General features: G+C 71.3%; 10 protein-coding genes. 7 read left to right on the top strand and 3 right to left on the bottom strand.

Going from position 1 to position 13,435, the window contains the following annotated elements:
- Positions 1–113 precede the first annotated feature (113 nt).
- On the bottom strand, positions 114–1,502 hold the full coding sequence (locus tag G9272_RS33335; RefSeq protein ID WP_171399951.1) for a M16 family metallopeptidase: 1,389 nt from the start codon (positions 1,500–1,502) through the stop codon (positions 114–116).
- Complete coding sequence (locus G9272_RS33330) at positions 1,499–2,848, bottom strand: M16 family metallopeptidase (RefSeq protein WP_171399950.1); 1,350 nt, start codon at positions 2,846–2,848, stop codon at positions 1,499–1,501. Before G9272_RS33330 ends, G9272_RS33335 begins: the two co-directional genes overlap by 4 nt.
- 271 nt (positions 2,849–3,119) lie before the next feature.
- Between G9272_RS33330 and G9272_RS33325 the strand changes: the two genes are divergently transcribed.
- Complete coding sequence (locus tag G9272_RS33325; protein WP_171399949.1) at positions 3,120–5,594, top strand: DNA gyrase/topoisomerase IV subunit A; 2,475 nt, start codon at positions 3,120–3,122, stop codon at positions 5,592–5,594.
- Here the strand turns inward: G9272_RS33325 and G9272_RS33320 are convergent.
- Entirely contained in the window at positions 5,591–6,652 is a 1,062-nt protein-coding gene (locus G9272_RS33320; RefSeq protein ID WP_171399948.1) for a CobW family GTP-binding protein, read from the bottom strand. The genes G9272_RS33325 and G9272_RS33320 overlap by 4 nt on opposite strands.
- Positions 6,653–7,213: 561 nt before the next feature.
- On the opposite strand from G9272_RS33320, the gene G9272_RS33315 reads away from it, so the two are divergent.
- From G9272_RS33315 to G9272_RS33290, 6 genes are all read left to right on the top strand, one after another.
- Positions 7,214–7,453: a hypothetical protein gene (locus G9272_RS33315; protein ID WP_171399947.1), complete on the top strand. Its 240-nt coding sequence runs from the start codon at positions 7,214–7,216 to the stop codon at positions 7,451–7,453.
- A gap of 154 nt (positions 7,454–7,607) precedes the next feature.
- Complete coding sequence (locus tag G9272_RS33310) at positions 7,608–8,306, top strand: DUF6082 family protein (RefSeq protein ID WP_253268017.1); 699 nt, start codon at positions 7,608–7,610, stop codon at positions 8,304–8,306.
- Positions 8,307–8,377: 71 nt separating this feature from the next.
- Entirely contained in the window at positions 8,378–9,634 is a 1,257-nt protein-coding gene (locus tag G9272_RS33305; RefSeq protein WP_171399946.1) for a citrate synthase, read from the top strand.
- A gap of 310 nt (positions 9,635–9,944) precedes the next feature.
- The gene (locus G9272_RS33300; protein WP_171399945.1) at positions 9,945–10,886 is read left to right on the top strand and encodes a sucrase ferredoxin; all 942 of its coding nucleotides are present in this window, start codon (positions 9,945–9,947) and stop codon (positions 10,884–10,886) included.
- Positions 10,887–11,015: 129 nt separating this feature from the next.
- The gene (locus G9272_RS33295; RefSeq protein ID WP_171399944.1) at positions 11,016–12,686 is read left to right on the top strand and encodes an ATP-binding protein; all 1,671 of its coding nucleotides are present in this window, start codon (positions 11,016–11,018) and stop codon (positions 12,684–12,686) included.
- Positions 12,683–13,363: a response regulator gene (locus G9272_RS33290; RefSeq protein WP_054243652.1), complete on the top strand. Its 681-nt coding sequence runs from the start codon at positions 12,683–12,685 to the stop codon at positions 13,361–13,363. Before G9272_RS33295 ends, G9272_RS33290 begins: the two co-directional genes overlap by 4 nt.
- Positions 13,364–13,435: the final 72 nt, after the last annotated feature.

Below are 13,435 nucleotides of genomic sequence, written 5' to 3'. Positions count from 1 at the left end.
GTAGCGCATCCCACAGGGCAGACGGGCAACCTCCGCATCAATTCGGACATACGGAGGCCCTGGTGACGCTTTCGTCGACCAGGGCCCCCACACGCGTGTGCCGTTGCCGGGATCTACTCCGCGGACACGACCTTCACCTCGCCGATGCCGAGGGCCTCGACCGGCTCCTTGATCTGGGCCGCGTCACCGACGAGGACGGTCACCAGCCGGTCCACGGGGAAGGCGTTCACAGCCGCCGCGGTGGCCTCCACCGTGCCGGTCGCGGCGAGCTGCCGGTACAGCGTGGCCTGGAAGTCGTCGGGCAGGTGCTGCTCGACCTGGTCGGCCAGCGTGCCGGCGACGGCCGCGGCGGTCTCGAACTTCAGCGGCGCCACACCGACCAGGTTCTGCACGGCGACGTCACGCTCGGCGTCGGTCAGCCCCTCGGCGGCGAGGGTGCGCAGCACCTTCCACAGGTCGTCCAGAGCGGGACCGGTGTTCGGGGTGTCGACGGAGCCGCTGATGGCGAGCATCGCGGCGCCCGAGCCGTCCGGGGCGGACCGCAGGACCTGCCCGAACGCGCGGACACCGTAGGTGTAGCCCTTCTCCTCGCGCAGGACGCGGTCCAGCCGGGAGGTGAGGGTGCCACCGAGGCAGTACGTGCCGAGCACCTGCGCGGGCCACACACGGTCGTGCCGGTCGGCACCGATCCGGCCGATCAGCAACTGCGTCTGAACGGCGCCGGGACGGTCCACGATGACGACCCGGCCGGCGTCGTCGGCAGTCACCGGCGGCACGGGCCGCGGCTGGGCCGAGGAGCCCGTCCAGGCGCCCAGGGTGTCGCCGAGGAGCGCCTCCAGGTCGACACCGGTGAGGTCGCCGACGACCACGGCCGTGGCCGTGGCGGGACGGACGTGCTTCTCGTAGAAGGCGCGTACGGCGGCGGAGTCGATCTTCTCGACCGTCTCCGCGGTGCCCTGGCGCGGCCGCGACATCCGCGCGGTGGCCGGGAACAGCTCCTTGGAGAGCTCCTTGGCGGCGCGCCGGGAGGGGTTGGCCAGCTCGTGCGGGATCTCGTCCAGGCGGTTGCGGACGAGGCGCTCGACCTCGCTGTCGGCGAACGCGGGGGCCCTGAGGGCGTCGGCGAGCAGACCGAGGCCCTTGGGCAGGCGCGAGGCCGGCACTTCGAGGCTCAGCCGGACGCCGGGGTGATCGGCGTGCGCGTCCAGGGTGGCGCCGCAGCGCTCCAGTTCGGCGGCGAACTCCTCGGCGGAGTGCTTGTCGGTGCCCTCGGAGAAGGCCCGCGCCGTGATCGTGGCGACGCCGTCGAGGCCGGCCGGTTCCGCGTCCAGGGGTGCGTCGAGGAGGATCTCGACGGCGACGACCTGCTGGCCGGGGCGGTGGCAGTGCAGCACGGTCAGGCCGTTGGCCAGCGCGGTGCGCTCGGGCGCCGGGAACGCCCACGGCTTGGCCTCGCCCGCCCGGGGCTGGGGGTGGAAGTCCATCGTGGCGAGCTCGGTCACCGGGCCGCCTCCTCGTTCTCGTCCTGGTCGGCAGGGGCTTCGGCGGCGGTCGGCTCGTAGACGAGCACCGCGCGGTTGTCGGGGCGCAGGCGGGCCTTGGCGATCTCCTGCACCTCCTCGGGCGTCACGTCGAGCACGCGCTGGACGGCGGTGAGGGCGAGCTGCGGGTCGCCGAACAGGACGGCGAACCGGCACAGTTCGTCGGCGCGGCCGGCGACCGTGCCGAGCCGGTCGAGCCACTCGCGCTCCAACTGCGCCTGGGCCCGCTCCATTTCCTCGGCCGTGGGGCCCTCCTCGGCGAACCGGGCGAGCTCCTCGTCGATGGCGGCCTCGATGACGGGCACCTCGACGTCACCGGACGTCTTCACGTCCAGCCAGCCCAGGGAGGGCGCTCCGGCGAGCCGCAGCAGGCCGAAGCCGGCCGCGACGGCCGTACGGTCGCGGCGCACGAGGCGGTTGTACAGGCGGGAGGACTCGCCGCCGCCGAGGACGGTGAGCGCCAGGTCGGCGGCGTCGGACGCGCGCGTGCCGTCCTCGGGGAGCCGGTAGGCGGCCATCAGCGCGCGGGCCGGCACCTCCTCCTCGACGATCTCGCGCAGTTGTTCGCCGATGACGTCGGGCAGCCCGCCGTCACGGGGCGCGGGCTTGCCGTCGTGGCCGGGGATGGAGCCGAAGTACTTCTCGACCCAGGCGAGGGTCTGCTCCGGGTCGATGTCACCGACCACGGAAAGGACCGCGTTGTTGGGCGCGTAGTACGTGCGGAAGAACGCGCGCGCGTCCTCCAGGGTCGCCGCGTCCAGGTCGGCCATCGAGCCGATCGGCGTGTGGTGGTACGGGTGGCCGTCCGGGTAGGCGAGAGCGGTCAGCTTCTCGAAGGCCGTGCCGTAGGGGACGTTGTCGTAGCGCTGACGGCGCTCGTTCTTGACGACGTCGCGCTGGTTCTCCATCGACTCGTCGTCCAGCGCGGTGAGCAGCGAGCCCATGCGGTCGGCCTCCAGCCAGAGGGCGAGCTCCAGCTGGTGGGTGGGCATGGTCTCGAAGTAGTTCGTGCGCTCGAAGCTGGTGGTGCCGTTGAGCGAGCCGCCGGCCCCCTGGACCAGCTCGAAGTGGCCGTTGCCCTTGACCTGGCCGGAGCCCTGGAACATCAGGTGCTCGAAAAGGTGAGCAAGACCCGTACGCCCCTTGACTTCGTGGCGTGAACCGACGTCGTACCAGAGGCACACCGCCGCGACGGGGGTCAGGTGGTCCTCCGAGAGCACCACGCGCAGGCCGTTGGCCAGACGGTGCTCGGTCGCTTCCAGGCCCCCGGAGCCTGCCTGGGCTGTGGCCGTGTGACCCATGGGCATGTACGTCCCTTCCGATCGCGGACGCGGTCGTCGAAACCGCGGTTTTCCTGCCGGTCCTGCCACTGTATGCAAGCGTGCGGACGGTCCGCGAAGTTCCCGGACGACATACGCCGAGAGCGAGATCGCGTAGCCTGCGGGCAGCCGTGGAGGAGATGCCTCTGCGTTCGGGCCCGGACGGCCGACGCCGGGTCCTCGCCCGCGCTGTCAGTGCCACGGTCCACAATGGTCCGCGTCAGATCCCGTATCACGCCCCAGCAAGGAGCCGGCAGCGATGGCCCGCCGCAGCACGAAGACCCCGCCGCCCGACGACTCGTACGAGGAGCGGATCCTCGACATCGACGTCGTCGACGAGATGCAGGGCTCCTTCCTCGAGTACGCGTACTCGGTCATCTACTCCCGCGCCCTGCCGGACGCCCGTGACGGCCTCAAGCCGGTGCACCGCCGCATCGTCTACCAGATGAACGAGATGGGCCTGCGCCCGGAGCGCGGCTATGTGAAGTGCGCCCGGGTCGTCGGCGAGGTCATGGGCAAGCTGCACCCGCACGGCGACGCGTCGATCTACGACGCGCTGGTGCGGATGGCCCAGCCCTTCTCCATGCGGGTGCCGCTGGTCGACGGCCACGGCAACTTCGGTTCGCTGGGCAACGACGACCCGCCGGCCGCCATGCGGTACACCGAGTGCCGCCAGGCCGCGGCGACGAGCCTGATGACGGAGTCGATCGACGAGGACACGGTCGACTTCACGCCCAACTACGACGGTCAGGAGCAGGAGCCGGTCGCGCTGCCCGCCGCCTTCCCGAACCTCCTGGTCAACGGCTCGTCCGGGATCGCGGTCGGCATGGCCACGAACATGCCGCCGCACAACCTGGGCGAGGTCATCGCGGCCGCCCGCCACCTGATCCGCTATCCCGGCGCGGATCTGGACGCCCTGATGAAGTACGTTCCGGGCCCCGACCTGCCCACCGGCGGCCGGATCGTCGGCCTCTCCGGCATCCGGGACGCCTACGAGAACGGCCGCGGCACGTTCAAGATCCGCGCCACGGTGTCGGTGGAGACCGTCACGGCCCGCCGCAAGGGCCTGGTCATCACCGAACTGCCCTTCACGGTCGGGCCCGAGAAGGTCATCGCCAAGATCAAGGACCTGGTCGGCTCGAAGAAGATCCAGGGCATCGCCGACGTCAAGGACCTCACCGACCGCGCGCACGGTCTGCGCCTGGTCATCGAGATCAAGAACGGCTTCGTGCCGGAGGCCGTCCTGGAGCAGCTGTACAAGCTGACCCCGATGGAGGAGTCCTTCGGCATCAACAACGTGGCGCTGGTCGACGGCCAGCCGCTCACGCTGGGCCTCAAGGAGCTCCTGGAGGTCTACCTCGACCACCGCTTCACCGTGGTGCGCCGCCGCAGCGAGTTCCGCCGCACCAAGCGCCGTGACCGGCTGCACCTGGTGGAGGGCCTGCTGACGGCGCTCGTCGACATCGACGAGGTCATCCGCCTGATCCGCTCCAGCGACAACAGCGCGCAGGCGAAGGAGCGCCTGATGGAGCGCTTCTCGCTGTCGGAGATCCAGACCCAGTACATCCTGGACACCCCGCTGCGCCGGCTCACCAGGTTCGACCGCATCGAGCTGGAGGCGGAGCAGGAGAAGCTCAAGGAGGAGATCGCCGAGCTGACCCGGATCCTGGACTCGGACGCGGAGCTGCGCAAGCTGGTCTCGGCCGAACTGGCCTCGGTGGCGAAGAAGTTCGGCACCGAGCGCCGTACGGTCCTGCTGGAGTCGTCGGGTACCACGGCCACCGCCGTGCCCCTCCAGGTCGCGGACGACCCGTGCCGTGTCCTGCTGTCCTCCACGGGCCTGCTGGCCCGCACGGCGAACGGCGAGCCCTTCACGGAGAACGCCGAGGACGCCGAGGACGGGGGCGGCAAGCGCACCAAGCACGATGTGATCGTCTCGGCGGTGTCGGCCACCGCGCGCGGGGAGATCGGCGCGGTCACCTCCTCGGGCCGTCTGCTGCGGATCAACGTCGTCGACCTGCCGCAGCTCCCGGACACGGCCTCGGCGCCGAACCTCTCGGGCGGTGCCCCGCTGGCGGAGTTCGTCTCCCTGGAGGGCGACGAGACGGTGGTCTGCCTGACCACGCTCGACGAGTCGTCCCCGGGCCTGGCCATCGGCACGGAACAGGGCGTCGTCAAGCGGGTCGTGCCCGACTACCCGACCAACAAGGACGAGCTGGAGGTCATCACCCTCCGGGACGGCGACCGGATCGTCGGTGCCGTCGAACTGCGTACCGGCGAGGAGGATCTGGTCTTCATCGCCGACGACGCCCAGCTGCTGCGCTATCAGGCCTCGCAGGTGCGTCCGCAGGGCCGCGCGGCGGGCGGTATGGCGGGCATCAAGCTCACCGAGGGCGCAAAGGTGATCTCGTTCACCGCCGTGGACCCCGCGGTGGACGCGGTGGTCTTCACGATCGCGGGCTCGCGCGGAACCCTGGACGACTCCGTCCAGACGACCGCCAAGGTCACCCCGTTCGACCAGTACCCGCGCAAGGGCCGTGCCACGGGCGGTGTGCGCTGCCAGCGGTTCCTGAAGGGCGAGGACTGCCTGTCCCTGGCCTGGGCGGGTCCCGTCCCGGCCAAGGCGGCTCAGAAGAACGGCCTGCCGGCCGAGCTGCCGGAGATGGACCCGCGCCGTGACGGCTCGGGCGTCTCGCTGACGAAGACGGTCTCGGTGGTGGCGGGGCCGGTCTAGGCCTCGACCTCCTGGAAGGCCTCGTCGTCGGGGGCCTGTACGTAGCGCAGGACGCCCCACATGCCGTGCTCGTCGGCGTGTGGGGCGTCGTCCTTGCACGCCTCGAGTTCCTTGCCGAGGGCGGCGGTGTCGATGCCGGAGCCGATGAGGACGAGCTGGGTCATGCGGGCGTCGGCGGCCGGCCAGGGCTCCGGGTAGAAGCGGAGAAAGCGCCCGACGGCGTGCACGGCGTACCGGTTGGCCGGGTCGTGCGGACCGAAGTCGACATACCCCTTGACGCGGTACAGCCCCTCGGGCCGGCTGTCGAGGAACTCCATCAACCGGCGGGGGCCGAGGGGCACTTCAGAGGTGAAGGAGAGGCTTTCGTAGGAGCTGTGGAGGTGGTCGGCGTGGTCGTCTCCGGAGCGGTCGTGCAGGTCGTCGAAGGAGAGCTGCCCGACACGCTCCTCGCCCGGCCGGCAGTCGAAGAGGAACTCGGGGTCGACACGGCCGTAGGTGGCGGGGACGACGGCGGCCCGGTCGGTGAGGGAGCGGACGAGTCCGAGGACCCGGTCGGCGTCGGGCGCGCGGTCGAGTTTGTTCACCACGACGAGGTCGGCGAGGGCGAGGTGCCGGTCGATCCCGGGGTGCTTCGTCCGGGTCTCGTCGAACTCGGCGGCGTCCACGACCTCGACGAGCCCGCCGTAGACGATGCCGGGATGCTCACTGGCCAGCACCATCCGCACGAGTTCCTGGGGCTCGGCGAGACCGCTGGCCTCGATGACGATGACATCGATGCCGAGGGTCGGCCCGGCGAGCCGTTCGAGGTACACGTCGAGTTCACTGGCGTCGACGGCGCAGCACAGACAGCCGTTGCCGAGGGAGACGGTGGAGTCGCCGAGCGCACCGGCCACGGCCATGGCGTCGATCTCGATGGCGCCGAAGTCGTTCACGATCGCCCCGATGCGGCTGCCTCCGCTGCGATGCAGGAGATGGTTGAGCAGGGTCGTCTTGCCGGAACCGAGGAATCCGGCGAGTACGACGACCGGGATCTGCTGCGGACTGCGGCTCTGCGACACGTGCGACCTTTCCGAAACCTACGCGTGCACCGGCGCGCGGCCCGGGCGCGCGTACGAGGATTGAATGCCGCCCCAGGATACGAGCCGCGGGAATCACCGCGAAGTGAACGGTCGTGAGCAGCGTCCGCGGGGCAGCCCCTGGGCAAGGCGCCCTGGCGTGCGACCCTCGCTTCCCTCCGTGCGCCTCCCCTCCGCCTCCCCCGCCGATCAGAGCCGCTCGGCACCCTGGGAGACGGCAAGCGCCGCCCACCGCTCGCCGGTCCCCGTCACGTCCACCCGCACCCCGACGACCGGCGCACGGCCGCTCGATCGGGGAGTGACCGACCACGCAATGACGGGTCGTCGACTCTCATACGGCACATCCCGGACACCTGGTTGGTAACGAACGGCCCAAGCTCGCCAACACCGGCCGCGTCAGTAGGTTTTACTGCCTCACCAGCGGAGCGATTCCACAAGAGTCGCTCACTCCCGCCGAGGCGCGAGACGCCCCACAGGGCCGCTTCCCGCACGCCTCGTCCTACCGCCGCCCAGGCCTCGAGCCATGGACCAGAGGGAACAGCAGTGAGTGAAATCGTCCGACGGATCGGCGCTTCCCCGCGTGAGCGAGGAAGCGCTTCGGGCGCGAACTGTCCCGACATCTTCGAACTGAGCGACGGGAACTTCGCCGTCATCGGGACGGACGCCACAGAGAAGCTGGACGGAGAACTTCCGTCCGATGCGTCGCGAGGCCCGAAGGAGCGGATCGTTGTGATCACCAGGGCGACCCTCGTCCGCGCCAGGATGGACATTCCCGACATCTAATCCATGTGGCCGCGCCTTTGCGGTCATGGGCCGGCCCGGTAGGCCGGCGCAGTGAAGGGCCTGCGTCCCTGCGACGCAGGCCCGCCTCCTACGGCGTGGCCCGGTTTCCCGGGAATGCGCACCGGAACGATTCCGCAGACCTGGGGAGGACGACGTGGAGCATCAACCGACAGGACGTTCACTGCTCCGGATATCAGCGTGGAGCGTCGCGACCGTCGCCTGTGCCGCGATCATCGGGGCTGCGTCCATTGTGATGAGCGGTTGGCTTCTCACTGGCGTGGAGGAGGCCAACGGGGGACGACACGCCGCTGCGGAGCGCAGTGCCATCGGGGACTATTTCGGCGGAATAAGCGCTGTTTTCTCGGGAATGGCCCTGCTGCTGCTCGTCGCCACGCTGATGTTCCAACAGCGGGAGTTGCGGCTGCAGCGTCATGAGCTCTCCATGCAACGTCAGGAGCTGGTTTCCTCCCGAGATGAGCTGCGCCGGAGTGCCGAGTCGGACATGCGCGCGCTGCACGTTCAGTTGACCCAGATGGCGATGGACGATCCCGCCCTTGCCGACGTCTGGAACGACTACCCCGGCGAATCCACCGAAGTAGTGCGCCAGCATCTGTTCGCCAACCTTGTCTTCGGTCACTATCTGCTCGCTTACAGGTGGGGAGGAAGCACCGAAGCGGAGGTACTGGCGTACGCGCGCTCCCTGGTCCGAAGCGCGGCATTTCAGCGGTACTGGGAAGCTTCGCGCGCCGCGAAGGAAGAACTTCCCGCCGACAGTGCCGAAGGCCGACTGTTCCGGCTGTTCGAGCAGGCAATCCGAGAAGCACAGGACGGGGATACACCTTCACCGCAATAGCGCACCGCATCCGAAAACGGCTCTGTTCACATTGGCGGAGTCCACACCTGTTCCGTGGATACGGTGACCCCATGCGCGATCACGAACCCGGACCCGGCCACCCCGAACGACGGCTGAGCACCAAGGAGACCGCCGAGCTGCTCGGCGTGAAGCCCGAGACCGTGTACGCGTATGTCAGTCGTGGCCAGCTGAGGAGCCGGCGCACGCCCGGGGGCCGGGGCAGCACCTTCGACGCCGCGGAGGTCGAGGCGCTCGCGCGGCGCAACAAGCGGGAGAGCAGCGGGATTCCGGGCTCCGGGGCGGAACTGTCCGTCCGCACGCGCGTCACCTTCATCGACCAGGACCGCTACTACTTCCGGGGCGTCGACGCGGTCGAACTGGCCTCCCGGTACTCCTACGAAGAGGTCGCGGAGTGGCTGTGGACGGGCCGGCTGCGGCCCGGCGTCACCTTCACCGCGCCCGAGGCGTCCGTCGAGGCCGCCCGACGTGTCGCCGAGGCGCTGCCCGAACACACCGGTCCCACCGACCGGTTGCGGGTCGCCGCCGTCGCCGCCGCGGCCGCGGACCCGCTGCGGTTCGACCTGTCCGAGGACGCCGTGCTCGGCACCGCCCGCATCCTGATCCCCACCCTCGTCGCCGCCCTGCCCCCGAAGCTTCCCACGCACCGTGACGAAGGCCCGCTCGCCCTGCGCCTGTGGGGTCGACTCAGCGGACGGCCCGCCGAGAAGACGCAGCTGCACGTCCTCGACACGGCGCTCGGCCTGCTCGTCGACCACGACCTGGCCGCTTCGACGCTCGCGGTGCGCGTCGCCGCCTCGGCCCGTGCGCACGCCTACGCGGCCGTCTCCGCGGGGCTCGGAGTGCTCGAGGGACCGCTGCACGGCGCGGCCGGGGGGCTGGCCCACCGCATGCTGCTCGAGGTGCTCGACGTGGGCAGTGCCGCCCCGGTGATCGCCGAGGAACTGCGCGCGGGCCGCCGCATTCCGGGTCTCGGTCACCGGCTCTACCTCGGCGAGGACCCACGCGCACGTGCCCTGTTCGCCCTCCTGGAGGAGATTCCCGCTGCCGGCCCGGCACTCGCCGCGGCCCGGGACATCGTGGCCACGACCGCGCGCCACACGCCGCTGCACGCCAACGTGGACCTGGCGCTCGCCGTTCTCACCGCGTCCTGCGGCATGGAGTCCTCGGCCAGCGAGACGATCTTCGCCGTGGCCCGTACGGCGGGCTGGATCGCCCACGCCCTGGAGGAGTACGGCGAACGCCCTCTGCGGATGCGCCCGAGCGGACACTACGTGGGGCCGAAGCCGCCCCAGCCGCTACCGAAGTAGGAGGGCCGCGGAAGCCGTCGCGAGCGGGCGGGCGTCACCGTTCGGGGCGCACCCCCGCTCGGGCGGCCCGGGGCGCACCCCCGCTCGGGCGGCCCGGGGCGCACCCCCGCTCGGGCGGCCCGGGGCGCACCCCCGCTCGGGCGGCCCGGGGCGCCCCTTGCTCGGGTGGCCGACACTGCTGTGACCAGGGGCGACGCCCGGGCAGGCCAGGGTGCCCCGTCCCTCGCCGCACGCGCACGCGTACCCGCCCGGCCGAGCACATACCCCGGCCGGAAGTCACACTCCGGCAAGTCAGGTTAGGCTCACCTCTGTGAGTACGTGCGCGACCGTCTCGCGGGATCTCGACGAGCCCATTTCCGGAACCGCGGCCACGGCAACGACCTGGCTCCTCCTGGAACAGCCCGGCCCCTGGGGTGCCAAAGCCCTGGTTTCGAGCCACCTGGACCCGGCCCTGGGCCGCGCCCTGGATGCCGCCGCGCGGGACACGGGCGTACGCGTCGCGCTCATCCGCCGCCCCGGCCGCCACGCGGACTTCGGCGCACCGCCCCTGCGGCAGGTGTACGCGGCCCACACCGTCCCCGGAAGGGTGTGGCTGCGCAGCGCCACCACCCACGACCCACGGCAGCTGCTGGACCTCGACTTCGCCGCGCTCGGCAAGGGCGACCACCGGACCTTCGACACCGCGCTGCGGGGCGGGCCCCACACGGGCGACCCGCTCGCCCTCGTCTGCACCAACGGCAAGCGCGACCGCTGCTGCGCGCTCCTCGGCCGTCCGCTGGCCGCGGAGCTCGCCGCCTCGGGGGTGCGGGGCGCCTGGGAGGTCACCCATCTGGGGGGTCATCGCTTCTCGCCCACCCTGCTCGTCCTGCCGTACGGGTACGCGTACGGCCGCGCAGCGGCCCACACCGTCAAGGAGATCCTGCAAGGCGTCCAGGACGGGCGGATCGTCGTGGAGGGGTGCCGCGGGTGTTCGGCCTGGGATCGGCCCGGCCAGGCGGCGGAACTGGCGGTGCGCTCGGCGACCGGCGAGGACGCGGCGGAGGCGCTGAGCGTCGTCCGGACCACGGGCGGCGCACCGCGCTGGGAGGTGACCGTCGCGCACAGGGACGGACGCCACTGGCAGGTCGTCGTCGACCAGGGTGCTTCCCTGCCGCCCCGGCCGGAAAGCTGCGGCGCCTCGGTCCTTGGTTCACCTGCGCGGATGGACGTGGTGGCGGTACGCGAGCCGGCTGGAACGGCCCTGGTGGGCTGACACACTTACGGACACGATCCGGCCGCACCCGGCGCGGGCACCAAGGAATCGTTTCCTCTTGAGTCGGTCAAGAGATCCACACCACCCACCCCTACGGCTGTGCCGCTCCACCCACGTACCGTCTTGGGTATGAGCCCCACTCCCCCCGCCCGCCGCCTGCGCCTCGGAATGCCGCGGCGCATGTTCTCGCAGGTCCTGCTCATGCAGCTGACGATCGCCGCGGGAGTCGTGGTGCTCGCGACCGGGCTGTTCCTCGCTCCGCTCAGCGATCAGCTGGACGACCAGGCGATGCGCCGTGCCCTCGCCATCGCGCAGACCACCGCGGCTGTGCCGCAGATCGCCGAGGACCTCCGGAGCACGCGGCCGTCGGTCGACGGACCGGTGCAGCGGGAGGCCGAGCGGATCCGCAAGGCCAGCGGCGCGGAGTACGTCGTGGTGATGGACCTCCATGGCACCCGCTGGTCGCACGCCGACCCCGAGCAGGTCGGTGGCCATGTGTCGACGGACCCGAGCCAGGCCCTGGCGGGTAGGGACGTCATGGAGATCGACAGTGGCACCCTGGGCCGCTCGGCCCGCGGCAAGGTGCCCCTGCGCGACGGTGACGACAAGATCATCGGCGCGGTCTCGGTCGGTATCGAGTACGACAGCGTGCGCGCCCGCCTGATCCACGCGATCCCCGGACTGTTCGCCTACGCAGGCGGCGCCCTCGCGGTGGGCGCGCTGGCCGCCTGGCTGATCTCCCGGCGGGTCCAGCGCCAGACCCGCGACCTGGCCTTCTCCGACATCTCGGCGCTGCTCGCCGAGCGCGAGGCGATGCTGCACGGCATCCGGGAAGGCGTCGTCGCCCTGGACCGCGCCGGCCGCGTCCGGCTGCTCAACGACGAGGCCCAGCGCCTCCTCGGCATCGGGGAGGAGGTGGTGGGCGCTTCGCCCGACGAGGCGCTCGGCGGGGGACGTACGGCCGATGTCCTGGCGGGCCGGGTGACCGGCACGGACCTGATCGCCGTCCGCGGACAGCGCGTCCTGGTCGTCAACCGCATGCCCACCGACGACGGCGGCGCGGTGGCCACCCTGCGCGACCGCACCGAGCTGGAGCAGCTCGGGCGCGAACTCGACTCGACGCACGGCCTCATCGACGCGCTGCGCGCCCAGGACCACGAGCACGCCAACCGCATGCACACGCTGCTGGGGCTGCTCGAACTGGAGATGTACGACGACGCGGTGGACTTCGTCGGGGAGGTGGTCGGCGATCACCGGGCGACCGCGGAGCAGGTGACCGAGAAGATCGAGGACCCGCTGCTCGCCGCCCTGCTGGTCGGCAAGGCGACCGTCGCGGCCGAGCGCGGTGTCGCCCTGTGGGTGTCCGACCGCACCCGCCTGCCCGACCGCCTGATCGACCCGCGCGGGCTGGTCACGATCGTCGGCAATCTGGTGGACAACGCGCTCGACGCCGTCGCGGGCAAGCCGCACGCGCGCGTGGAGGTCGAACTGCGCGCGGAGGGCCGTACCGCGGTCCTGCGGGTGCGGGACACGGGCCCCGGCATCCCGGCCGAGCAGCGCGAGTTGATCTTCACCGAGGGCTGGTCCACGAAGAAGCCGCCGGCGCACGGCAAGCGTGGGATCGGGCTCTCCCTGGTGCGCAGGCTCGCCGAGCGGCAGGGCGGCCATGCCACGGTGGACGAAGCGACCGGCGGGGGCGCCGAGTTCACCGTCGTCCTGCCCGAGGCACTCACCGAGCCCGACCTGGAACCCGCCCTGGCCGCACCGGCGAAGAGCACTGCCGAGGAGGAGGCGCGATGATCGAGGTCCTGGTCGTGGACGACGACACCCGGGTCGCCCAGGTCAACGCCGCCTACGTCGAGAAGGTGCCGGGCTTCCACGTCGCCGGCGAGGCTCACAGCGCGGCCGACGCGCTGCGCCAGCTGGAGCTGCTGCCCCGCCTGGACCTCGTCCTGCTGGACCACTACCTGCCCGACGAGACGGGTCTCGAGGTCGTCCAGGAGATGCGTCGGCGCGGCCACCAGACCGACGTGATCATGGTGACGGCCGCACGGGACGTCACGACGGTGCAGGCGGCGATGCGCCAGGGCGCCCTTCAGTACCTGGTGAAACCGTTCGCCTTCGCAGGTCTGCGCGCCAAGCTGGAGGCGTACGCCGAGCTGCGCCGCACCCTGGACGGCGGCGGGGAGGCCGAACAGGCCGATGTCGACCGCATCTTCGGCGCACTGTCCGCCTCCTCCGAACCCGGCCTGCCCAAAGGGCACTCCCCCACCACCGCCGAACTCGTACGCCAGTCCCTGATGAACGCCGAAGGACCCCTGTCGGCCCAGGAGATCGCCGACCGGACCGGGGTGAGCCGCCAGACCGCCCAGCGTTACCTGAAGCTCCTGGAGCGCACGGGGCGGGCCCGGCTGACCCTGAAGTACGGCGACGCGGGCCGCCCGGAACACCGTTACGTGTGGGCGACCCGCGCCTGAGGGCTCGGTTCTCGTGGGCGGGGGAAGGAACCGTGCCCTCCTGGGATACGGATCCCCGCCCGCCGCCTGCTC

Source organism: Streptomyces asoensis, assembly GCF_013085465.1.
Taxonomy (GTDB): Bacteria; Actinomycetota; Actinomycetes; order Streptomycetales; family Streptomycetaceae; genus Streptomyces; species Streptomyces cacaoi_A.
The sequence above is the reverse complement of the archived record's forward strand: the minus strand, read 5'-3'. Positions and strand labels throughout refer to the sequence as shown.

Excerpts from the sequence above, each read along its gene's own strand:
- G9272_RS33305 (WP_171399946.1), top strand. The coding sequence starts at position 8,378 with ATGCGCGATCACGAACCCGGACCCGGCCACCCCGAACGACGGCTGAGC.
- G9272_RS33330 (WP_171399950.1), bottom strand. The coding sequence starts at position 2,848 with ATGCCCATGGGTCACACGGCCACAGCCCAGGCAGGCTCCGGGGGCCTG.
- G9272_RS33290 (WP_054243652.1), top strand. The coding sequence starts at position 12,683 with ATGATCGAGGTCCTGGTCGTGGACGACGACACCCGGGTCGCCCAGGTC.
- G9272_RS33295 (WP_171399944.1), top strand. The coding sequence starts at position 11,016 with ATGAGCCCCACTCCCCCCGCCCGCCGCCTGCGCCTCGGAATGCCGCGG.
- G9272_RS33325 (WP_171399949.1), top strand. The coding sequence starts at position 3,120 with ATGGCCCGCCGCAGCACGAAGACCCCGCCGCCCGACGACTCGTACGAG.